Below are 25,401 nucleotides of genomic sequence, written 5' to 3'. Positions count from 1 at the left end.
AAAATAAGTATTTATTAATCCACATTTAATCGTTATTTTCGGCATTCGCTCTTGAATAATGATTAAACGTCTACTCTTAGTAGCTTTTTTATGCTGCTTTTTAAGCAATGAAGGCTTTTCAATTTATGTAATTAGTGTTTCCACTAAAAATAGCCATAAATATGTTACGCCTGCAATTACAGCAAGTGGGCCGGTAAATTTTTGTCAGGGTGGTTCGGTAAAATTACAAACAACAACTGAAACAGGTATTTCTTATCAGTGGATTAAGGATGGCGTAGATCTTACTAATGAAACAAACGGATCTTATATTGCAACCGTCTCGGGAACCTATATTTTAAGGGCAACTAAAGATGGAGTTCCCGAAGAAAGTAACGCCATTGTAGTAACGGTTGACCAGGTTCCTACGGCTAACTTTACTACAAGTGCAAGCGGAAGTAATTGCAGTAACGAAGAAATTTCATTTACAAGCACTTCTACAGGTACCGTAACCAGTTATGAATGGGATTTTGGGGATCCAAATTCTGGGGCGGCAAACAAATCAACCGAAGAAAATCCTAAACACATTTTTATCGGTACCAATGGAAGCGGAAACCAGCCATTTACGGTTAAACTTACGGTAAGGAATGGAACGTGCGAAATGGTAAAAAACATTACTGTAACTACGAAAAAAATCCCACGTTTAGATATTGTAGATGTAGATTCAAACTTTCCATTTAGTAATTGCCATAAATCACCTAGTTTAATAAACCCTAGCTATACACTAACATTAAAAAATAATTCGCCGAATGCTGCTCTTTTTTCTAATTATGTAATTAATTGGGGCGACAATACTGGTGATATAACATACAACAACTCGAATTTTCCAATAAGCCATACATATACTGCCTTAGGAGCATTTCAACTTGTTGTAAAGGGGATAGCGCTTGATGGTTGCCAGACCATTTTTAATCAGGTTGTAGCGAATCAAAGTAATCCAGCGGGTGGATTAGCAACTAATGGAAACACAGCGGGTTTATGTGGGCCTGTTGAAGTACCTTTTGTAATTAACAACTGGAAGGATAACTCGCCAGGAACCATCTACAAATTGGATTTTGGTGATGGTGAATTTAAAACATTTACCCATCCATTAAATAGTACTGGCGATCCATTTACTTACAATCATCTTTATACAAAATCATCTTGCCCTGCAAAATTTTATACAGCAATATTGACTGTAACAAATGCTTGCTCCGAAACAGAGTTTAGAGCTAATAACATTGTTATTTGGACAAAAACAGAAGCAAACTTTTTAGTGAATCCCGCTACAAGTTGTGTTGGAAAATCTGTAAGTTTTACTAACAAAAGTATTTCTGGTAGTTATGGTAATACATGTTCTTCTGGTACATCATATTTATGGGACTTTGGAGATCCAACAAGTTCTTCAAATAGTTCAAATTTGGAAAATCCTACGCATATTTTTAATTCTCCTGGCAATTATAACGTTATATTAACGGCGACAAATGGATGTGGTTCTACAAAAAAAGAATTAACAATCTGCATCAACCCTTTACCTGTAGCTGCCTTTACGGTTGATCAGACCGAAGGTTGTGGGCCGCTGGTTGTACAAACAAATAATACTTCTAACTTGCCAAATTGTGGTGCAAATACCTACACTTGGACGGTTACATACGCAAATTTCCCTGGCTGCACAGGAGGCACACAAGGATATACGTTTTTAAATGGTACCACATTAACTTCGCAGCATCCAAAATTTCAATTTACAAATGCGGGAATTTATACCCTATCGTTGGTAACACGAAATTCGGATAATGGTTGTGTTTCGAGTAAGGTTGATCAGCAGATCAAAGTAAAAGCAAAACCAACGGTATCGGTAGCTGCGTTATCAGCTATTTGCGAGGGTGGGGTTATTTCTCCTGTTGCCACAGTTAATACCTGTAGCTCGGGTACAACACCAACTTACCTATGGAAATTTCCGGGATCGAATACACCCACTTCCACGGCATTAAGCCCAACAAATGTTACTTATCCAACGGCTGGCACTTACGATGTTACGCTTGAAGTAACAAACGAATGTGGTACTACAATATCAGCATTACAAAAAATAACCGTTAACGCTGCCCCGGTAATGGTACCCATAACCGATTTAACGGTGTGCAAAGGTGCGGCAACGGGCACAATCACTTTTAATACCAATCCAGCCAACAGTGCGGTTACTTATAGCTGGATAAGCAACAATACTGGTATTGGCTTAGGTAATGGTACCACTAAAACCATCCCATCATTTACCGCAACGAATAATACCAGTAATGTAATTTCATCAATCATAACTGTTACCCCGAAGCTGGGTAATTGTAATGGAACCCCGGTACAATTTAAAATTTCGGTCAATCCTTCTGAACCTACTGCAAATGCAGGCCTTGATCAGGATTTATGCGATGTAACAACTGCTACCCTATCGGGTACGGATCCTACATCAACATTTGCCGGGCAATGGACCCAGGTAACAGGACCAACCGCAGGAATTGTTTTTGCCGATGCCTCGAAATACAATACGATGGTAAGTGGTTTGGCTGCCGGAAATGTTTATGAATTTAAATGGACAATAAATGGACTTGGTAGCTGCCCGGCAACCAATGATATTGTTAAAATAACGGTTTCGCCAAAAACCATTGGCGGTAACACTTCGGGTGCGCAGGGTTTTTGTGGTGGACCAGCATCAGGAAACATTACTTTAACCGGAAATGTAGGAAATGTTGTTCGATGGGAATCATCAATAGATGGAACCAACTGGACAATAATAAATTCTAGCGCCTTAACCTACAGTTACACCGGGGTTATCAAAACGACCCAATTTAGGGCTGTTGTAAAAAGTGGAGGCTGTAACCAGGAATATTCTGATATCACTGCCATAACAGTTAATCCTGTGCCTGCAAAGCCAACAGGAGCATTAACAATAAATTATTGTTTAAACGATCCATCGGTCGCATTAACAGCAGTTGGAACTGACTTGAAATGGTATACCACCCTGCCAACCGGTACAGGATTTAGTTTAACTGCACCAATACCAATTACTGCTATAGCGGCAACCACTAAATATTATGTTACGCAAACCTTAAACGGCTGCGAAAGTTTGCCTTTGGAAATTACCGTAAAAGTTAATCCGCCAATCTCAAATAATGTTATCGCATCCGATCAAAATATCTGTATGGGCAGCACACCAGCTGTTCTGGGCCAATCTGGCAATACTTTATCTGGTGGAAGTGGTACTTATGTTTATCAATGGCAACAATCTGCTGATGGCAATAGCTGGACAGATATCATAAATGCAAATGCTCCATCTTATCAACCGGGTGCTTTAAATACAGATACCTATTACCGCCGCATAGTAAACAGCTTGCCCTGCAGTTCTCAATCAAATCCGGTTAAAATCTCTGTTCAGGGAACATTAAGCAATTTTCAGGTTTCGGCAAACCAAACCATCTGTAGTGGCTCGCAGCCTGATAAACTGATTGGCGATGCGCCTGTAGGTGGCAGTGGCAGCTATACTTACACCTGGGAAAAATCGACAACTTCTGCATCATCGGGTTTTACGGCAATTGCCGGTGAAAATACGGCTGATTATCAACCGCAGGCATTAACACAAACAACTTATTACAGGAGGATTACCAGTAGTGGTTCCTGTTCTGCAACTTCTACAGCGGTAACAATTTCGGTTAATCCAATCCCGGTGATACAAAGTGTTACAGATATTATTGCCTGTAATTCGGCATCATTGCCGGTAACAGTTTTTCAGAGCAATATATCAAGTCCGAATATTGGTTACAGTTGGAGCAATGATAATACCGGCATAGGTTTACTTGCATCGGGGGTAGGAAATTTACCATCATTTACTACACAAAATACATCAAAAGTTCCGCTTTTAGCCAATATTACGGTGACACCAAATTATACTAATGGTGGCAAAATTTGTACAGGTATTGCAAGCAATTTTAAAATAACTGTGCTGCCGGGCATTACCACAGCAAGCCTAGCCGATCTAACGGTTTGTGCAGGGAGTTTGGTGCCGGTAAATATTTTATCGAGTGATGCTGCTTCTTTCGCCGGGGGTACGGTAACCTACAACTGGGCTGTTACCGGGGGTGCAATTGGACTAACAAATGGAAATGGGCAGCAGATACCGGCTTTTAATGCCGTAAACAATACAACTTTACCCATTACGGTAAGTATAAGTGTGGTGCCAACTTACGAATATCAGGGTAAAAAATGTTCTGGTAATGCCGCGGTGTATAAAATTACGGTTAATCCTGCGCCGGTAATTAATTTTTCTATCCCTGATCAAACTATTTGTAGTTCGGCAACATCAGTTGCGGTAACATTAAGCAGCGCAACGCCGGGTACAGGTTTTACGTGGAATGCGCAGCCTGTTGCAGGAGTTACGGGTTTGGTTTTATCGGGTACGGATAAAATTCCGGCACAAACCCTGATCAATACAACCAATTTGCCCTTAACAGTGGTTTATGAGACTGTAGCTTCAACATCGGGTGCTGTACAATGTCCGGGAACTTCTTTTTTCTATAAAATTACAGTTAACCCTGCAACAACAGTTACCGCAAGCGAAAACAGTAAAACAATATGTTCGGGCACCAAAACCGGTATCAGTTTAACTTCAGGTGTGGCCGGTACGGTTTTTAACTGGACGGTAAGCAACAATCCTAATATTACGGGCTCGGTAAATGGAACAGGCAATATCATCGATCAGCCTTTAATCAATACATCGGCAACGGTACAAACGGTAACTTATACCATTACGCCAAAATTTACAGGAAATAGTACAGGTTGTGAAGGTGCTCCGATCCAGGTTTCGGTTAGTGTTAATCCCTCTCCAAAAGTTCAGTTTTCGGGAAATGATATTGCCATTTGTTCAGGCACCGCTTCGCCGGAGATTTTTTTGTCATCAACTACTACCGGAGCTAAAATTATATGGAATAGTATTGTTCCGGCAGGTATAACTGGCGTTACGGTTTCGAACGGTACATCAATTATCCCTTCTGAGAATTTAACAAATAATACCAATGCCCCTTTAACGGTTATTTATTCTGCAACAGCAAGTACCAACGATGCGAATGCCTGTGCAGGTGTTAATTTTCTGTACAGGGTTACGGTAAATCCGGTAGCTAAAATTACCAACGTTCCTTTATCGCAATCGGTTTGCTCCGGCAGTAGCACTGGTGTTTTTGTGCCAACGTCGAATGTGGTAGGCGCAACTTATAAATGGACGGTAAGTTCTGCTTCGCCTTCACTAACCGGTTTTGCCACATCTGGTACTGGAAATATACCTGCCCAAAACATTATAAACAGCAGTACCGCTGCTGAAACACTTAAGTATATCGTCACACCAGAAGCAAATGGCTGTGTGGGTGTATCAAGTACTTATGAAATTACCATTAACCCTAAGCCCATATTTACTGGTATAGCAAACCCTGCTGCAATCTGCAGTAATACCATCTTTAATTATGTGCCAGGCAGTTCTACCGCTGGCGTAACGTTTAGTTGGAAAAGAGCTGCAGTTACGGGGATCAGCAATTCTGCTGCCAGCGGAAGCGGTATCGATCAGGCAGGAAGTATCTCTGAAACATTGATTAATACCACTGTTAACCCAATTGATGTAACCTATATTTACGAACTGAGCTTAGGCGGCTGTGCAAGTGCCAATAGTTATCCTGTTGTGGTAAGGATAAACCCCGCACCAACTGCATTATTTGGTCCTTTTAGTCAAAATGGATGTGCCCCTTTTGCCATAAACGTTAAGAATTTAAATTCGAAAACATTTGCCAATACCTATACGGTTGATTATGGTGATGGGTCTGCTATAAATGTTTATACCGATGAGCGCGACATTAGCCATGTGTATGAAAACGAAACAGCACTGCCCAAAACTTTTAAATTAAAAATTAGGACCAAAAACGATTGCGGCGAGGTTGCTTCTATAGAATATGTAATTGTGGTACAGCCACAAAGTGTATTTTCTAAATTGGTGCTGCAGGGTAACCAACGTTTTGGTTGTGCTCCATTTACCATCGATTTTACAACACTTAACCAATCAACGGGGGCCAATGTTTATACTTGGGATTTTGGTGATGGATCTCCTGTTCAGGAAACACACAGGTTAAACGAGCCTTTAACGCATAGTTACTTAAGTGCCGGCGATTTTACCATTACGCTTACTGCTACAAATGGATGCTCTACTGTAAAAAGCCAGCAAACAGTTACCGTTTATCCAAATGTAAGTGCCAGTTTTAAAGTAAACAAACCAGAATACTGTTTAAGTGAAACTGTGGTTTTTACCAATACTTCCGACCAGCAGTTTACGGCCCTTTGGGATTTTGGAGATGGTAAAACAAGTACAGATATTAACCCAGGTCATACATACACTACAGCGGGTACAAAAACAGTGGTGCTTACTGCCACCAAAACATACCCCGATGGCAGCAGCTGCACTACATCTACTACCCAAACGGTTGATATTACCCCTGGCCCAGTGGCTTCATTTAACTCCAATGCGGGTAATTTAAACTGCGGGCCTTTTAAACTGGTAGTAACTACCACGCCTGCAAATGCAGCAAATATAGAGTGGGATTTTGGCGATCCAAGCAGTGCAGATAATATTGCAACGGGCTACAGCGCAAGTCATACTTATACCTTACCAGGTACTTATCTGGTTACTGCGAAAGCTTACAGTTTACAAGGGTGTACTGCAGTAACCACGCAAACGGTGAAAATTACCGAAACACCAAAGCCCGAATTTACTTTTCCAACGAATTTAATCTGCGGACCAAATGCCACCATTCAGTTTAAAAATGAAACTACTTATGGCGGTACCGATGCTGTAACCTATAAATGGTATATAAATGATATATTTACCTCATCAAATAAAGATTTTGTACATACATTTAATACGCCTACATCTGTTTTACTGCCTTATATTTACCGCATTAAACTGGAGGCCATTAATATTTTAGACTGCCTAAATAGTGTTGAACATACCATTCAGTTTAATCCTCTGCCACAGGCCAACTTTACGCTAACCATTAATAGAGCCTGCGCACCTTTTACGCCGCAGATTACCAATACCTCGCTTTATGCCGATAAATTTGAATGGTACGTTGATGGGATTCTGGTTTCAACAGATAAAATTCCGTCCAATATTATTTTTAATGAGCCGGATAAAATCCATGATATTAAATTAATTGCCGATAATCAATACGGGTGCGGCAGTAATAATGTTACCAAACAGGCCATTACCTACCCTAGCCCCAAAGCATCATTCACGGTTAAACAGGATGTAAGCTGTAATGGCATTTTGGATGTAGAAATAATCAATACCAGTATTGGCGCAACCACTTACACGTGGGATTTTGGAGATGGATCAGCAGTGTACGTTGGCAACAGTCCGAAACATATTTATGGCAAGGCGGGGATTTATGAACTCAAATTAAGCGCATCAAACAGTTTTTGTACCGATATCTTTAACCATACCATTAAAATTGCCGATGCCCCAAAGGCTGGTTTCCTGGCCGATGTAAAATCGGGCTGTAACCAGGTTACCGTTACTTTTCAGAATCTGTCCAATAACTCAAGCCAATACCTATGGGATTTTGGGGATGGATCGTTTTCTACACAGAAAAACCCGGTGCATTCCTACAATTTCGTTAAATCGCCTTTTACGGTAAAATTAACGGCCACCGGTGATTTCGGTTGTACAGATGAAATGGTGATGCTGAATTATATCAGTGTTTTTGCACCTCCCGTTGCAGAAATTGTGATATCGCCCTCAAGAACGGTAAAAGTTCCTGATTACGGTTTTAGTTTTAAAACTAAAACCGACGAAAACATAACGGCTTATAAATGGGATTTTGGCGATGGGAAAACATCCGATAAAGCGGTTATAGACCATAATTATACAGATGTTGGTACTTATAAAATTAAACTTACCATAACAAATGCATCGGGCTGTACCAATGTAATCGAAGATCAGGTGAGTGTAATAGGCGTTCCAGGATATTTTTATCTGCCAAATGCTTTCGAGCCTGCAAATGCAAAACCCGATTTAAAGATTTTTAAGGTTACGGCAACGGGTATGTCTGCTTATACACTCAGGGTTTTTAACAAATGGGGGCAGATGATATGGCAAAGTAGTAAACTGGATGAAGAAGGTGTGCCTACAGAATTTTGGGACGGCACAATGAACGGCCAGCCTGCTCCCCAGGGGGCTTATTACTGGAGTGCCGATGCAAAATTTATTAACGGTACCGATTGGAAAGGGATGAAATATGAAGGCAAGAGTGCAAGCAAAACAGGGGTTGTTCATTTAATCAGGTAATATGAAGATCAACTTAGATAATAATATTTTAAAACAAAGGGGAATATGGTTGGTGCTAATGATACTTGCCTTTTCCAAAATGGCTGTTGCCCAGGATTTAATTTATTCGCAATTTTTTAATGCGCCAAATTATTTAAATCCTGCCCTTAATGGTCAGTTTGAAGGTGATTTACGCGTTAGCGCCATTTACCGCAGCCAATGGACAAAAATTCAGGGCGCACTGAGTAATTATTCTTTTGCGGTTGATTACCAGGTACCCAATTTTGGTGGTGGCTTTGGACTGATTATGAATAAATCAACCGAAGGAACAGCTTATATCTCGAAAACGAATTTTGCCGGCGTTTATTCGTATAGTGTAGAATTTAATGAAAACACTTTGTCATTTGGCATACAGGCTGGGCTTACCAATAGAAAAATAGATTATGATAAATTGGTTTTTCCTGATCAGATTAATAGTGGTGGCATTATTGCCGGGGGTGCTACCTCGGCTTCGTATCCTATTTATAATAATAAATATTTTTTCGATTCGGGTGCTGGTGTAAATTTTGTAACAGGTAATTTTATGGCTGGGTTTTCAGCACAGCATTTAAACAAACCTGATGAATCTTTTACCGGCAGCACTTCTAGATTGCCAATCAGGTATGGTGGACATGTAAGTTATATGATTAAAACCAGGCCATACGATCGTGATGATAATGCAGCATTTATACCATCAGTAGTTATTTATAATCAAGCGAGATTAAGTTCCTTCAGTGCAGGCGTTCAGTATAAAAATAGGAATGTGAACCTGGGGTTGTGGTACCGTGGCGATGGAAAGCAGCAGGATGCATTGGTGCTGTCACTAATATTCGATATTTTTAAAAGACCTGACAGTTATTCCAGAATGCGTTTTGGAATCAGTCACGATGCTACAACCTCTAAAATTAATTATACCAATACCGCAGGAACTACCGAAGGTGCTTTTGTTTACGAAATGGATTTGCCAAACCGTGGCTATTCATCAGGTGGAAATAATAGGGGCTCCAGTTATGCCAATAAATGTTATAAATTTTATTAAATTCCTTTAAGTTACTTTTTGATAAAATCAGTTAACCTCTGATCTCTAATTTTTGTCAACCCAACATCTGTTCTTGCAAAAATACAGTATATAGTATTATTTAACCTACTTTTGTGTCGTTTTGTAACGTATTTATTACAGATAATAGCCATTTAATTGTCATTTAGGAATCTCTTTTAAATTCCTAATATTCCTATATTGCGTGTAACCAAATATAAACTGTTAAGGAGACGATTATAAAACTGTATATGCTTTTACGCAGTATTTTCTATGTCCTAATATAGTTTGTCTATCAGATAAGAGGGTTCATGATGGTTAACAATGATTTATTGTCTTAATTGGTGAGAAATGAGTAATTTCTTTGCGAAGCCGTATTGTAGATAATTATTTCAATAGATCAGATTTTAATAATGCAAATAACGACAGTTCATGTTTACTCATGAGTATTAAGTTGTATTACAATCAATATCTAACCTAATAAATTGAAAACTATGAAAAAAAATCTATTGAGGACTTTTACCAAAAGTAGCATGTTTCTTGTTTGTGGTAGTTGTCTCGTTTTTTCATCATCTGCCAGCACATCGCCTGGCAAACCAGCGCACAAAAAAGAATCCTTTGATTTTTACAAACCTCCCCTCCAGGATATTATTGTGAAAGGAAAGGTTACGGACGCTAAAGGACCAATTCCGGGTGTAAGTGTTAAATTAAAGGGAGGTACAGCAACTACGGTAACCGATGCCTCCGGAAATTTTAGCATCAAAGTACCCGAAGATGCAACGCTGGTATTTACCTATGTTGGTTATGTGGATCAGGAAATACAGGTAAAAAACCAGGGTAATATTAATGTTCGGTTACTGGAAAACAACCAAAATCTTTCAGAAGTGGTTGTAGTAGGTTACGGAACGCAGAAAAAAGCAGTAGTATCAGGTGCGGTGGCTTCAGTTAAAGGTACAGAGCTGGCCAAATCTTCATCGGTAAACTTAACCAATTCATTAGCTGGCCGCTTACCGGGCGTAACGGCGTTGCAGGGCAGTGGAGAGCCTGGTTACGATGGTTCTACCATTCGGATTCGAGGTACAAATTCGCTCGGTAACAACAATGCATTGATTGTAATTGATGGTATCCCCAACCGTGCAGGTGGGATAGAAAGGCTAAATCCAAATGATATTGAAAGTGTATCGGTTTTAAAAGATGCCTCTGCTGCTATTTATGGTTCGCAAGCTGCCAATGGAGTAATTTTAATTACCACCAAATTGGGGAAATCGGGTAAACCCCAGTTTTCTTACGATTTTAGCTATGGTTTGCAACAACCAACACGCATCCCTAAAATGGCCAACTCGGTACAATATGCAGAGATTCTGAACGAACTGAATATTTTTGGTTCCGATCTCAATCCCAACGAATGGTCGGCGGCATGGAATAGTTTTAAAACCACTGGTTCTTATCTTTCAACAGGAGGAAAAACAATAAATGCGACTTATACGCCAAATGAAATTAGAAAATTGGGTGATGGATCTGATCCGTTACGCTATCCTAATACGGATTGGTTTAAAACCACTTTCCAAAACTGGTCGCCCCAGCAAAGGCATAATGTTCAGATTAATGGGGGGAGTGAAAACGTAAAATACCTGGTTTCGCTGGGTTATCTCGATCAGGATGGTTATTATAAAAACTCTGCAACCGGTTATAAACAATATGATATACGCTTTAACCTGGAGGCAAAACTCAGCAAGTATATCACCACAACCTTAGGTGTAACTGCAAGAGAGGAAGACCGTAATTTTCCAACGGTTGGTGCGGGTGATATATTCAGGTTTTTAATGCGGGGAAGACCGACCGAAATTGCCATTTGGCCAAACGGACAGCCGGGAAGAGATATCGAATATGGTTATAATCCCGTGGTATCTACTACAGATTTAACAGGATACAATAAAGATGTTCGGGATTACTTTCAAACTACAGGTAAAGTAGAAATTAAAATTCCGGGTGTTGAGGGCTTAAAGGTAACCGGTACGGCTGCGATAGATAAATATTCTGGCCGGCAGAAAAACTGGCAATTGCCGTGGACACTCTATGACTGGGATAAAAAAACTTTTGAAGCTGATGGGGTAACGCCAGTGCTCGCGGGTACGGTACGTTCGCAATACACGGATCCAAGACTCAGGGAAACCGCAGGCGGACAACTTGCCATTAACCTAACGGGAATGATTAACTACGATAAAAAACTGGGCGACCATAATATCGGTTTAATGGCTGGTGTAACCCGCGAAACGGTAAATAACGATGGTTTTACTGCTTTTAGAAGGTATTTTATATCTACTTCTGTTCAGGAATTACTCGCAGGTGATGAGCGCGAACAATCATTGGGGAATAATCCCGGTGATCCGAATAACCTGTTTAAAAGGGCACGTTTAAGTTATTTCGGACGTGCAGGCTATAATTATAAAGAAAAATACCTTGCCGAATTTTTGTGGCGGGTAGATGGTTCTTACATCTTTCCAACCGACAGGCGTTTTGGTTTCTTCCCGGGCGTATCAGTAGGCTGGCGCTTATCTGAGGAACCCTTTTTTAAAGAGAATGTTAAGTTCGTAAACAATTTAAAACTAAGGGCTTCCTATGGTCAGATGGGGGCTGAAGCTTATTTTGGCGATACCCTGCAAGAGTATCAATACCTGAGTTTAATGAATTTTGGAAATTATATTTTCAACGATCTGGTTACCAAAACGCTAACAGAAGGAAAAGTACCTAATTTTAATTTTGGATGGGAAGTGGCCAATAATACCAACATCGGTTTAGATGCATCCTTCCTGAATAATAAATTATCACTTGAATTTGATTACTTCTACAACAAACGTACAAACATTCTGATTAGCAGGGGAAGTTCGGTGCCTGAAAGCTCAGGTATAACAGATCGTTTACCACCTGTTAACCTGGGAAAAGTAAATAATAAAGGTTTCGAGTTTAAATTGAGTTATAACGATAAAATTGGCGAGTTAAATTATGGTGTGAGCGTAAATGGTGGTTATGCTAAAAATAAAATCATTTTTTGGGATGAAACACCTGGTGCTCCCGAATGGCAACACTCAACTGGCAGGGTAACCAATTCGTGGTTGGTATACGATTATGATGGCGTTTTTAAGGATCAGGCAGAAATCAATGCCAATACATTAAATTATAGTGCGTTAACCAGCACCTTGCGTCCTGGCGATATGAAGTTTAAGGATATTAATGGTGATGGCAAAATCAACGCCGATGATAAAATTCGCTTGGATAAAAACGGTACGCCGACCTTTACCGGAGGTTTTAATTTCAATCTACAATATAAAGGTTTCGATTTATCTGTATTGATTCAGGGCGCAACTGGCGGGATGCAGATTGTGGGTTTAACTGAATCGGGCGATATTGGTAACTTCTTAGAGTGGTCGTACTTAAACCGTTGGAGTATTGATAACCCGAGTTCCGTAAATCCACGCTTATCAAACCGGGGCGCTACTTATTATACCGATAGCAACAATGCGTTAAACAATACTTACTGGTTAAGGAGTAACAACTACATCAGGCTTAAAAATGTAGAGTTAGGTTATACATTACCAACTAATTTGGTAGAAAAAGTTGGTTTAAACAGTGTAAGGGTTTATGCAAACGGACTCAACCTGGCTACGCTTGATAAAATCAAAATCTGGGATCCTGAATCAACCAATTCAAGCGGACAGTATTATCCACAGGCAAGGGTAATCAACTTTGGTATTAAAGCCGCTTTTTAACATGTATCAAGTTTAACCGTTACAATCAAGAATATGAAAGCAATAAATAAAAATATAAAGGGCTATATATTAGTTTTGATCACCTTTTTTGCGGTTTCCTGTAAGAAAGATTTTTTAAACGTAGAGTCGCCTGGCCAGGTACCTGCAGAATCTGTATGGAAAGATCCGGCAACCGCACAGGCATTTGTGAATGATATTTACAATGGATTAGGAAATGGAGGTTTCTCCGAACAGATGCTGGCTTCGGTTTCTGATGAAGCCATGTTTACACACCCTACTCGTGGAATAGATTTGGTTAACAACGCCACCATTAATCCCTCTACATTAGGTTGGGTAGATGATACCTGGGCTTATAAACAAATGTACACCCGCATCAGGGCCTGTAATATTACCATCGAAAAAATAACCAGCGGCGATAATGCACTAAGTAGTCAATCGTTAAAAGATCAGTTATTGGGCGAGGCATATTTTTTAAGGGCATACTTTTACCAGCAGTTATTGCGCTATTATGGAGGTGTACCCCTTATTACAAAAATTTATGTGCTTGATGATAATTATAATGTGAAGCGCAATACCTATGAAGAATGTGTAAACTTTATTGTAAAAGATTGCGATGAAGCCAACAGGTTGCTCACTGGTAAAGTTATGGAAAAGGGACGCACCACTGCACTGGCGGCATTGGCCTTAAAATCGAGGGTATTAATTTACGCTGCAAGCGATTTGCATGATAGGGCTAAACTTACTAACAAGGTTAAAAATATCGATGTTAAGAAATTAGACTTTTTAAGTTACGCCAGTGGCAGCCAGCCAGAACGTTACCGATTGGCTAAAACAGCTGCAGATGCGGTAATGAAACTGGGTACAGGTTACAAATTAGATTTTACCGCTCCGGCTTCTGTTGCCAGCGGCCAGATAAATTATAAAAGCATTGCCATGGGCGGAGCGAGTAAGGCACCAGGAATAGATGCTACTGCGGCATCAGAACTTATTTTTGCGCGTTATTTTATTATCCAGAGCAACATTAAACATGCACAGCAAAATGGTCCGAACGGTTACCACAACTGGGCCGGTAACACGCCTATCGGTTTATTGGTTGATGATTATGAAATGCAGGATGGTAGCAAATTTAGCTGGACAAACGCTGCGCAAAAAGCCAGTCCTTACCAAAACAGGGATCCGCGTTTTTACGCTACCGTTTTATATGATGGTGCAGGTTGGAAACCACGCGATAAAGCATCAGGCAATGTTGATCCCGCAAGCCAGATTCAGACCGGCATTTATGATTTAATGGACAATACCGGCAGAATCGATTTTAAAGGTTTAGATACCCGTGGAAGTTCTATCGAAAACTGGAACGGCAGCTGGACAGGTTATTATTACCATAAATTTATCGATCCGGATCCAACCATTATAGATGCCTCTATGTCGCAAAATGTACCCTGGCCATTCTTTAGGTACACCGAAGCGGTATTTAATTATATCGAAGCCAGCATTGAGTTAGGAGAATTAAGTGACGCAGTATATTGGTTAAACAAAATCCGCTTCAGGGCCGGTATGCCAGCGGTTACAGCAACAGATCAAGATGGCCTTAGGGAAGTTTACCGCCACGAACGCCGCATAGAAATGGCTTACGAGGAACAGCGTTATCATGATACCCGCAGGTGGTTAATTGCAGGCGAAACTTTAGGCAGGAAAGTAACCTATATTAAAGTAACCGGAAAATTTAAGCCAGGCAAAACCATGTCGGCCCCTTATCATTATGATAATACCATTTACGATTATACCTATAATCCGGTTGAAGAAAATGCCCAGGAGAGCAGAAGCTGGGACAATAAGCTTTATTTCAGGCCATTTAGCCGCGATGAGGTAAATAAAAATAATTCACTAGAACAAAATCCTGGTTACTAGTTAATCATTTAGAAAACCCGATGATTCAGCTGATTCATCGGGTTTTTTGTAGAATAAAGATTTGAGCAACCAGATTTGGTTTTTTTACTTTTTAATAGAAAAAGAGTTGGTCTCAAATGTTTTTCTATTCCTATATTTAATTTTCAAAGCTTAGTTTTGCAAATAAACTTTTTTCTGTGGCAGATTCAGACCCCAACCCCGTTATTGTAAAACAAGATCCATTCGCAGCTTTGCGTTACAAGGAATTCAGATCTTTCCTGGGCATGCGATTCTTTTTTACTTTGGCCTATCAAATGCAGGCTGTTGTTATTGGTTATCACATTTACGATTTAACACACGATCCGCTGAAACTAGGTTTAGTTGGCCTTTGTGAGGCAATTCCGGCTATTGGTATTGCGTTATACGGCGGTTATATTGCCGATAAAAGCGAGAAACGGAGTTTGCTGATTAAAATATTTTCGGGGGTATGGCTGGCCTCTGTGTTAATGCTCATCATCACCAGCAAATACCTGCACCTTAAGGAAGATCTTATCGTACTCATTATGTATGGTCTGGTATTTTGCATTGGCATTGCCCGGGGCTTTTTTGGTCCGGCAACTTTTTCTTTAATGGCTAAAATTGTACCTAAAGAATTGTACCCAAATTCGAGTACCTGGAACAGCAGCAGCTGGCAATTGGCAACCATTATTGGCCCCGTTGCCGGAGGTTTTGTAAACTGGCTTTGGGGAATTACGGCCGCTTACGCCTTTATTGTCGTTTTAGTCTCGATTTCATTAATCTGCATTTTTACGCTCAAAAAACATCCTTCAACTTATGTTCCCAAAGAGAATATATTCCACAGCTTAAAAGAAGGAATCCAATTTGTATTTAAAACCAAAATGATGGTTTGGGCGATGAGTTTAGACCTTTTCTCTGTCTTTTTTGGAGGGGCAGTGGCATTGTTGCCTATGTTTGCGAAAGATGTTTTTCATCTGGGTTCTTATGGTTTAGGGATGATGAGGGGTGCTGCATCCTTAGGTGCTGTAATTACCATGTTGGCCATGACCCGCTTCTCGCCGATGGGTAAACCCTGGCGTAACCTGCTGATTGCCGTAACTGGTTTCGGTTTAAGCATCATCTGTTATGGTTTATCTAAAAACTTCTATTTAACCTTATTTTTCTTATTCCTCGAAGGATCATTTGATAGTGTAAGTGTAATTATCCGCCAAACCATTATGCAATTGCTCACTCCAGATGATATGCGTGGAAGGGTTTCGGCAGTTAACAGTATGTTTATCGGCTCATCGAACGAAATCGGCGAATTTGAATCGGGGCTTTCGGCTAGGCTGTTAACCTTAGTGCCTGCTGTGGTATTTGGCGGAAGTATGACGATTGCTATCGCTGGCATTACCTGGTTAAAAACGAAATCGCTAACGAAACTGAGTCTGCAGGATATTAACGAGCAAACCACAAAGGCGGCTTAACTATTCTGTTATTTCAGCATCTTTTTTTTGACCGTATTAATGGCTGTTTTGCTAAAGATTATTTGGGCATGCCCCAAGCTTCGCAAGGGTCGGGCTATCCGTTGCAATCTTTTTTGAAGAAAAATCAAAAAAGGATTTACACTATTATCCCTCATGCGCAATTTTCAATTAAACAGACGAATCCTGTGTAAAATCGGTGTTTATCTGTATGCATCCGTGGTTAAAATATTGAGCGCTGTAAAAAATAAAGGTCCGTGGAGACACGGATCTTTGCTATTTATTTCATTCAAAATTATTTCAAAACTTCTTATTCTTTCCCCACATCAGGTAAATAATCGAACCCAAAAAAGGAGCGAAAAGGATAATGATAAACCAGAGCACTTTTACCGTGAAACCCATGCTGCTATTTCTCGATATGTGGTACAATGCGGTTAATATTAACGCCAGCCATAATATGGCTGCAATGATAACAATAATGGCGATTTGATTGCTTTCTGCTTGTGCAAGTAACATGATAATATATTTTGTTCCTAAGCTTCAACAACTCTCTCGCCAATTTGTTGGCGCCACATGGCCTGGTACAAGCCATTTTGTGCAATTAATTCTTCATGTTTCCCTTGCTCAATGATGCGGCCTTTCTCTAATACATAAATTTTATCGGCATGTTTAATGGTCGATAAACGGTGGGCAATCAAAATCGTAATATGATCGGTTAAATCTGAAACCGAACGAATGGTTTTGGTAATTTCTTCTTCCGTAATCGAATCGAGCGAAGAGGTAGCCTCATCAAAAACCAAAATATCAGGCTGACGGAGCAATGCCCTCGCAATCGATAAACGTTGTTTCTCACCACCCGAAACCTTTACGCCACCTTCGCCAATTAACGAATCCAATCCTTTATCGGCACGGGCCAGTAAAGTTTGGCAGGCTGCCTGGTTTAATACCTTATAACATTCTTCGTCGCTAGCGTTAGGATTAACAAATAATAGGTTTTCGCGGATGGTACCCGAAAACAATTGCGTATCCTGTGTTACAAAACCGATTTTTTCGCGTAAAGCATCAAGATCGATGTTATTGCTTGGAATGCCGTTATATAAAACCTCTCCATCTTTCGGCTGATATAAACCAACCAAAAGTTTAACCAGAGTGGTTTTGCCTGATCCCGACGGGCCAACAAAAGCAATGGTTTGTCCGTTGTGGGTTTTAAACGAAATGTTTTCTAAAGCACTTCTGTTTGCCGTAAGGTGTTTAAAGCCAACAGCACTAAAAGTAAGATCCTTAATTTTATTGATAGAAATTGGGTTCTCCGGTTTTTTATCGATAGGTGTACTTAAAATCTTTTTAAAATTGCCTAACGAAACCTCCGCCTCGCGCCATGATAAAATCACATTTCCTAATTCCTGTAACGGTCCGAAAAGAAAAAACGAGTAGAAAAGGAAGGAGAAATATTGCCCGGCAGTAATTGAATTGTCGAAAATAAGCAAGAGTAAAACCAGTACCATGGTACTGCGCACCAGGTTTACCGTAGTACCCTGAACAAAGCTCATACTGCGTACATATTTTACTTTTTTAAGCTCTAAACCAAGAATTTTGTACGTTGTTTTATTTAAACGCTCGATTTCCTGATCGGCCAGTCCCAAACTCTTAACCAACTCAATGTTTCTTAGTGATTCGGTAGTAGAACCCGCCAAAGCCGTGGTTTCGCCAACGATAGAACGTTGGATGGTTTTAATCTTGCGGCTTAAATACCAGCTTACAAAACTGATGATCGGAATGGCCGAAAAATAAACCAAAGTAACCTTGTAACTTACCGAAATCGAATACACGATTACGAAAATCATTCCGATTAAACTCACAAAAAGGATGCTGATAAAGGCGGTGATAAACTTCTCCGAATCTAAACGTACCTTTTGTAAAATACCCAAAGTTTCGCCGCTGCGTTGATCTTCGAAAACCTGGTAAGGTAATTTTAAGGAGTGTTGTAAACCATCAGCATACATTTTAGCACCAACCTTTTGAACAATTACGCTGGTAAAATAATCCTGAAAATTTTTCGCAATACGCGATACCATTGCTGCGCCAATAGCCAGGCCAATTAAACCCAGCGAACCCCAAAGGTATTGGGCATAAGTGAGCGTATTTTTTTTATTGATAAAACGATCTAAAATCCGACCGGTGATATATGGATCTAAAAGTGAAAAACCAATATTTATACCTGCCAGCAATAACGCTAAAGCCACAATCCACTTGTGGTGTTTCAGGTAGTTAAGTAATAATCCCATGAAAGTTTTGTTGTTTGTGAATGCAAACATAAAAAAAGGGAACGGATAAAAATCCATTCCCCTTTTTTATGACTTTAAGCTAAGATACTTAGCTAATATCTGTTTAAAATCCGTAACGTAAACCAATCTGTATCTGCCATGGATTGCCCGATGGAGTAACAACACCCGAGTTGTTTACACGGTAATTAAATGATTTATTTGCAGCGTTATAGTTAGGAACTGCCGGAATTTCGGGAGTAGTTGGGGTAGCAGCCACCTTTGCTGTACCATTTAGTGCATATAATCCTTGATTACCCAAAGTTTCGTTTACACCCCATTTTTTATTGATCAGGTTACCCAGATTGAAAATATCTCCGGAAACTTCAATACTCTGTCTTTTATTCAGCTTGATTTTTTTAGCAATCCTTAAATCAACAATGCCATAAAATCCATTTATTCCACCATTTCTTTCAGCAATCTGACCTGAATATTTATTGATATAGTCTTTCAAACTTTGGCTTGCATCAGGGTTATCCAGCAAAGCCTGTAATCCGTTACGCACATTTTGTGGAACGCTAGTATTGTTCCTGTCGAAAACGTACGCAAGATCGTTCGTTGCTACGAAATCGCCATTATTGTTAACACCTGATAATAAGCTGTAGCGAGTACCGCCAATGCCTGAATAACGAACACCAATGGTTACACCATAATAGGTTGGTAATGTACCATAAATAACCACCTTGCTGCGGAATTGACCATCAGAGTACGACATTTTACTTAAATCTCTCGGATCGTCTTTAACCGGCAATGATAAAGTTGCAGAGTTGGCTACGTTACCATTAAAAGAGGTATTGTCTTTCGTATCGTTCCAGGTATAACTTGCCGAAATTTCCCCGTCTTTAAAGTAGTTCCAGGTTGCATCTAAAACCACGGCAAACTGGTTTACCTTACCTTTACTGTTCATCTCTAATACACGGCCGAATGCATTGCTTAATCGACCAGTTTTCCAGTCTGGCGAACCATTATCGGGCATAACAGGTACAAATACACCTCTGTTTCCTTCATTTGGCAAAGTAAAATATGGATTAGCGGCCATATTTCGGTCTATATACATGTAGTTGTTTCGGCCCAGGGTTGCATAACCCGTAATGCCCACTTTTAATTTGTCGGTAATTAATTTACTGTACGATAAGTTTGCCTTGTAAACCACCGGTACCTTTGCATCAGCTGCATAAGTATTAATAGTTGGTACCTGTAATGTAGGTAAAGAAGGAGTTGGTACACTACCGTTTCTATAACCTATAAAATTTGGTGTTGGTACATCACCGGCAAAAACGTCAACTGTAGCAAAGTGTTTACCATCAAAAGTGAGGTTGTTGATCGTCATGTAATTGTTGATGTCTGAACCAAAAATACCTGCTCCAAAACGAACAAAATCTGTTCTGTTTTCATTAACATCCCAGTTAAACTGGATTCTTGGCTGGATTAAAAATTGTTTCAGCTCATTATCTGTTCTTACACCAATCGCATCAAACAGTTGTTGGTTAAGTGGCGATTTAGGGTAAGCGCTGTAATCTATACGTAAGCCCCCTATAAATTCTAATCCTTTAGCCAGTTTAGTCTGCATCTGGCCATATATTGCCGTATTCCAGATGCCAGCTTTCACTGTTGGGTCAGCAACCAATGGAACTTCTCTGTAAAACCTGTTTGCAATAAGGTTGTTAAAGTTTTCAAGCGCGGTAGCTGTTGTAGAGTTGGTATATTCGAACCTTCCGTTAACCTCACTGCCATAAAGCGACTTCGCATTGGTATACTGTACATCAACACCAAATGTGTATTTCACTTTATCGGTATTATAGTAAAAATTATCTACCAATTGCAATACATTGTTGGTAAAACCTTCCTGTCCGAAACGGTGCCCGCCAATTTGTATACTGGTATTACCAAGTGTCCCATCCGAAAGTGTGGAGCGAACATTACCTACAATTGCTCTTGGGATGGCGCCAGTTAGTTGGTCATTTTGTGAACTCGCCTGGAAAGTATATAAATGCTGTACTTTTAATTCGTTGGTTACTTTACTGTTGATTGTTGAACGTAAGGTGGCCAATAAACTATTATCAACGTTTTTATCAGTACCATAACTTTCGTAAAAATTAATGGCAGTATTATCAGCCAAACCCAGTGGATTTCTGTCGTTGGTATAATTATCACGAACTGTTAATAGGTTCTTCTCGTCAATTTGCCAATCTAAACGGGCAAAAGCAGCATCAGAACCACGTTTTTTAGGGAAAGAACCGTATTGAGGAGTATTGGCTACACCATATTTATTACGTGCAATGCCCACAAATTCTTGCAGGGTACTATTGGTAATCCTAAACCTGGCTTCATCAGCCGGCCCATTGATGTCGGCAATAATTAACGGACGAGAATCTTTCTGGTGATCTAAACCTATAAAATAGTGTAACTTATCTTTAATGATCGGGCCTCCTAATGTAAAACCATACTGGTAAGTAGAGAAATCATTTTGACGTTTAATCCCTCTTATATCGTAAGATGAGGATAACCAATCGGCACGGCCATAACCAAAAGCGCTACCGCTTAAAGTATTGGTTCCTGATTTGGTAACGGCAGTTACAGTACCACCACCAGCCCTGCCTAAGGTAACATCGTATTGATTGGTTACTACTTTAAATTCTCTTACGGCCTCAATAGAGATCGAATATGGAGCTCCGCTACGGCTGGTAGTTGGACCTGCAGAAGTTGGGTTTTTTGCATTCATACCATCGATGGTATAATTGGTAGATGAACCTAATTGGCCTGCAATGCCACCACCACGACTCAATGGCGATAAATCCATCAAATTAGAGAAGTTACGGCCGTTAACGGGTAACTGGTTCATGGTTTTAGCTGAAATTTCTGTTGAAGCACCAAAATTTCTGACTTTATTCCTTAAACCTGAAGCTACAACCTGTACGGCATCTAAATCTTGAGAAGCTTCCTGCATGTTGATACTCACCCTAACCACATCGCCAAGGTTTAACATATAGCCATTTCTGGTTTGCTCACCAAAACCCACATAAATGGCTTTAACCGAATAAGGGCCACCTAAAGGAAGCTCTTTAAAAGTATACTCACCCTGTGCATTGGTTGAGGTTTTTGTAGTAAAACCTGTTGAGTTGTTTCTGATCTGTACGGAAACGCCCGGGATGGGTTTCTTCTGCTGATCGGTAATGATACCCGAAATGGATGCCTGTGTGGTTTGTGCAAGGGCCGCATTATAGGTGCAGCACAGCAGTAGCAACACTGCAAATAGTAAATTTTTCATCATGATTAGTTTTCTGATTATTTGATCACAAAGATGTTACTGTGCTGTTAACTCAATTCTGATTTTATATTAATTATAGGTTTACTGTTTGCCGCTTTTTTGGAGGGATGTTAATATAAATAACAGCAGGTAAATTAATATGGGCTATTTATGTTATGCCAATGTTAGCTGAAGTGTTTAATCAGGATATCTGGTAAAGGAAAATTTTAAAGTTGCTTTTCTTACCTTAGGGAAATTCATGGCGACCTTAAATAAATGGAAACAGTTTGGATCATACTGATAATTGCAATTGTGCCCGGGTTCTTATATTATTTTCAAAAGAAAAAAAACAAAAAAGGTGTTGAAGAAATCATCAGTCAGGTTGAACAGATGAACGATGAAGACTGGGATTGGCAGGTAAAAGAGAAACAGCAGGAACTCGGGAAAACTATATTTAAAAATGTGGTAACAAAAGATATTTTTATTTATTTCGGACAAGGCCGCTTTATCCAGTCGGGAAACGATAACAATGGTGCGAAATTTCTGAATATTTCTGAAAATCATGGTTATAAGGAGGAATTTTACACTGAACCCTGTTATTCAATTGCAGGAAAGTATGATAACGATTACTATATTATATATTTTGATGCAAAACCCTACGTGTCATTATCTCTGCTGCAAAGCTTATACCTTTTTGATGAATCGAAGTGGCGTAAAGTATTGTATCCGGTAGCATTTATCGATGGATTAGGTTATGATTTTTTAGATTTCCTGAAACTTTCATTACCTGAACGGCATCCGGATGATGAATGGTTAAAAAACACAAGCACCGCTACATGCAATCGGCTTTATTTTAAAGATTTAACAGCTGCAGCGATTTTAAATGTGCCAAACTAATTCTATCTTTTTAAAAGAATATCATTAAATGCACCACCTGGATAAATAAATTTATGATCGACGATTTAAAAATCTCTTTACAAGAGAATATTCCTTTGGATGATAAAGATTTAAAGCATATCGAAACCCAGGAAAAAGGATTTAAAAAGGTTCTTCCAATGGTATTAGGTGGAAGCGTATTTCTATTGATGGCATTTACTGCTTTTTTGATCAGGGATCATTTTGCCGGTTTTAAATGCTATGATTATATCTTATTTGTATGTGCTGGTTTTGCGATGTATGGTTTTTGCTATTGCATGGCCTGGTTGGTTATGCGTTACGACAGCGCCAATTGGAAAAAGGATAAAACCTATGGCAAAAACAAATTGATTAGTATGGTGATCAACCGCGATAAAACAGAACATGCAGAATATTTAACTTTTGCAGGGCCATCAGAAAACGAGAAAATAAGAATCAGGGTAAAACCGGAGGATTACTCCCGTTATCCAACAGGTATAAAACTAACTGTTATCTATTTAAAATTTAGTAAAGAAGCACTCGAGCTAAATAGATTTGATTAAAGCATGCGCTGACGCACGCAAAATCTCATTAGTGATCGCTGTAAGATTGCTTTCCCGGAAATCGGTACGGGCTTTCTAGAATTTTGCAAATACATTGGAGGTTTAATGACGGTGCGTATAATCGTCATTGCCAGCTCGACTGGCAATCGTAATGCCTTAGTAGGGATTGCAGGTTGCATTAAGATTCCCGCCTGCGCGGGAATGACGACCATTCTTTACAATCAACATTGCTCATTGGGATGATTTTGATTGATAAAAGACTTTGCGTCACATCGCGCCAAATCCTAGGTAGCCAATTTTATAATTGACGTTTTCGGTCCGTAGGAATTTTTGGTGATCATTCGTTAATACCAGCCCAAAAAAGCCAATGAATCAATATTTAAAATCTATGTTTATAGCTCACCAAACAAATAGAATAATCTGTTAAAACAAAAAACGGCCGATAAATTAATATCGGCCATTCATTTTAGGCTTTAACAATTAACCATTCAAAAAGCTACTTCTTCTCAGCGGTATACTTATCGCTGAATTTTTTATCCAACTGTTTGTGCAGATTATCAAGATTAATATCCCTGCCCTGAATAAAAGCTTGTTCTACTTTGTTGGTGCGCATATCCAAAGCATCACCTGCTGAAATAAAGAAAGTAGCATCTTTACCTGTTTCGATGCTGCCCGTGGTTTTATCAACACCCATGGCTTTTGCTGCATTTAAGGTAATGGTTGATAAAGCTTTTTCTTTATCCAGTCCCCAGGCCGTAACTGTACCCGCCATAAAAGGAAGGTTGCGCTGTTGCCAGTAACCATCAATACTCAATACCACATTTAAACCTGCATTAGCCAATACGGCAGCATTTTTATAAGGCATGTTTACATCATCATCATTATTGTTCGGTAAGGCATGCGGTTGTTTCACCACCAAAGTAATGTTGTTGTCTTTCAGGAAATCGATGACCAGGTAAGCTTCATCGGCACCTGTAATTACCGGAGTGATCCCGAATTTTTTAGCGAAGTTAACGGCAACAACAATATCCTTCTGACTATCGGCCGCAATAAATAGTTTCTCGTTACCCGCAAATACCTTTTTCATCGCTTCGAAACGGGTATTGATTACTTCGGGTTTGCCCATTTCTGAGTAAGCTTTTGCCTCGGCAAAGAAAGAAGTTAACTGTGCAATGGCCGCCTGTGTTCTTTCAGCCAGGCTTTCCGGCGATGCTTGTGGACGACCGAAACCACCAAAACCGCCCCTGAAACGGGGTGTAACAGGCCAGGTCATGTGCATGGCATCATCGGTTTTAATGGCTGCATCTTCCCAGTTCCAGGCATCAAGTTGAACTACTGACGAACTGCCTGAAACGGTGCCACCCTGTGGCGTTGGTTGTGCCATTAGCACCCCATTGCTGCGCAAGGTTGCCGGAACTTTCGAATCGGTATTATAAGCTACAATAGAACGGATGTGAGAATTAAAATCACCTATTTCCTGAAAATCCAGGGTGGCTTTTACGGCTTCAATTTCGGTTAAACCCAGGTTGGTAGTGGCTGCAATAAAACCCGGATAAATGTGTTTACCAGTAGCCACAATGCGCATTACATCATCCTGTGGCACTTGTCCGTTGGCCGTAACCGAAATAATTTTCCCGTTGCCGAAAAGGATGGTGCCATTTTCAATCACCGTTCCATTACCCACATGTATCGTTGCGCCTGTAATGGCAATGGTTTTACTTTGTTTTTTAGCTGGCGATATGTTTGCCTGTGCAAAACACATCAGGCTTGTTGCCGATAAAGCCAGACTGAATAAATATGTTTTCAT

At 39.9% G+C, this 25,401-nt stretch carries 11 protein-coding genes; 7 read left to right on the top strand and 4 right to left on the bottom strand.

The window, feature by feature from the left end; all coding sequences use genetic code 11:
• Window positions 1-58: 58 nt before the first annotated feature.
• From R2R28_RS15835 to R2R28_RS15815, 5 genes are all read left to right on the top strand, one after another.
• A complete protein-coding gene (locus R2R28_RS15835; protein ID WP_316826660.1) occupies window positions 59-8,380 on the top strand; it encodes a PKD domain-containing protein in 8,322 nt (2,773 codons plus the stop codon).
• Window position 8,381: 1 nt separating this feature from the next.
• Window positions 8,382-9,437, top strand: coding sequence for a PorP/SprF family type IX secretion system membrane protein (locus R2R28_RS15830; protein WP_316826659.1), 1,056 nt, complete (start codon window positions 8,382-8,384; stop codon window positions 9,435-9,437).
• Window positions 9,438-9,928: 491 nt separating this feature from the next.
• Entirely contained in the window at window positions 9,929-13,201 is a 3,273-nt protein-coding gene (locus R2R28_RS15825) for a TonB-dependent receptor (RefSeq protein ID WP_316826658.1), read from the top strand.
• A gap of 33 nt (window positions 13,202-13,234) precedes the next feature.
• On the top strand, window positions 13,235-15,109 hold the full coding sequence (locus R2R28_RS15820; protein WP_316826657.1) for a RagB/SusD family nutrient uptake outer membrane protein: 1,875 nt from the start codon (window positions 13,235-13,237) through the stop codon (window positions 15,107-15,109).
• Window positions 15,110-15,285: 176 nt separating this feature from the next.
• Complete coding sequence (locus tag R2R28_RS15815) at window positions 15,286-16,572, top strand: MFS transporter (RefSeq protein WP_316826656.1); 1,287 nt, start codon at window positions 15,286-15,288, stop codon at window positions 16,570-16,572.
• A 297-nt stretch (window positions 16,573-16,869) separates the two neighbouring features.
• Here R2R28_RS15815 and R2R28_RS15810 read toward each other — a convergent pair whose 3' ends face one another.
• From R2R28_RS15810 to R2R28_RS15800, 3 genes are all read right to left on the bottom strand, one after another.
• Window positions 16,870-17,085, bottom strand: coding sequence for a PLDc N-terminal domain-containing protein (locus tag R2R28_RS15810; protein WP_316826655.1), 216 nt, complete (start codon window positions 17,083-17,085; stop codon window positions 16,870-16,872).
• A 17-nt stretch (window positions 17,086-17,102) separates the two neighbouring features.
• Window positions 17,103-18,854 (bottom strand): ABC transporter ATP-binding protein, encoded by a 1,752-nt coding sequence (locus R2R28_RS15805; protein ID WP_316826654.1) that lies wholly within the window; start codon window positions 18,852-18,854, stop codon window positions 17,103-17,105.
• Between the two features lie 103 nt (window positions 18,855-18,957).
• On the bottom strand, window positions 18,958-22,161 hold the full coding sequence (locus R2R28_RS15800; RefSeq protein WP_316826653.1) for a TonB-dependent receptor: 3,204 nt from the start codon (window positions 22,159-22,161) through the stop codon (window positions 18,958-18,960).
• Window positions 22,162-22,413: 252 nt separating this feature from the next.
• Here R2R28_RS15800 and R2R28_RS15795 point away from each other — a divergent pair, with 252 nt between their 5' ends.
• Window positions 22,414-23,034, top strand: coding sequence for a hypothetical protein (locus tag R2R28_RS15795; RefSeq protein ID WP_316826652.1), 621 nt, complete (start codon window positions 22,414-22,416; stop codon window positions 23,032-23,034).
• A gap of 53 nt (window positions 23,035-23,087) precedes the next feature.
• Entirely contained in the window at window positions 23,088-23,594 is a 507-nt protein-coding gene (locus R2R28_RS15790; protein ID WP_316826651.1) for a hypothetical protein, read from the top strand.
• Window positions 23,595-24,090: 496 nt separating this feature from the next.
• Here R2R28_RS15790 and R2R28_RS15785 read toward each other — a convergent pair whose 3' ends face one another.
• Window positions 24,091-25,401, bottom strand: coding sequence for an amidohydrolase family protein (locus tag R2R28_RS15785; protein WP_316826650.1), 1,311 nt, complete (start codon window positions 25,399-25,401; stop codon window positions 24,091-24,093).

The sequence above is a fragment of the Pedobacter miscanthi genome (genome assembly GCF_032678605.1).
GTDB lineage: Bacteria > Bacteroidota > Bacteroidia > Sphingobacteriales > Sphingobacteriaceae > Pedobacter > Pedobacter miscanthi_A.
Note: the sequence above shows the minus strand (reverse complement) of the source record. Positions and strands in the feature narration are given on the sequence as shown.

Bases quoted from the DNA above. Each gene is read 5' to 3' on its own strand.
- R2R28_RS15785 (WP_316826650.1), bottom strand. From the start codon at position 25,401: ATGAAAACATATTTATTCAGTCTGGCTTTATCGGCAACAAGCCTGATG.
- R2R28_RS15830 (WP_316826659.1), top strand. From the start codon at position 8,382: ATGAAGATCAACTTAGATAATAATATTTTAAAACAAAGGGGAATATGG.
- R2R28_RS15820 (WP_316826657.1), top strand. From the start codon at position 13,235: ATGAAAGCAATAAATAAAAATATAAAGGGCTATATATTAGTTTTGATC.
- R2R28_RS15790 (WP_316826651.1), top strand. From the start codon at position 23,088: ATGATCGACGATTTAAAAATCTCTTTACAAGAGAATATTCCTTTGGAT.
- R2R28_RS15800 (WP_316826653.1), bottom strand. From the start codon at position 22,161: ATGATGAAAAATTTACTATTTGCAGTGTTGCTACTGCTGTGCTGCACC.
- R2R28_RS15835 (WP_316826660.1), top strand. From the start codon at position 59: ATGATTAAACGTCTACTCTTAGTAGCTTTTTTATGCTGCTTTTTAAGC.
- R2R28_RS15825 (WP_316826658.1), top strand. From the start codon at position 9,929: ATGAAAAAAAATCTATTGAGGACTTTTACCAAAAGTAGCATGTTTCTT.
- R2R28_RS15805 (WP_316826654.1), bottom strand. From the start codon at position 18,854: ATGGGATTATTACTTAACTACCTGAAACACCACAAGTGGATTGTGGCT.
- R2R28_RS15795 (WP_316826652.1), top strand. From the start codon at position 22,414: ATGGAAACAGTTTGGATCATACTGATAATTGCAATTGTGCCCGGGTTC.
- R2R28_RS15810 (WP_316826655.1), bottom strand. From the start codon at position 17,085: ATGTTACTTGCACAAGCAGAAAGCAATCAAATCGCCATTATTGTTATC.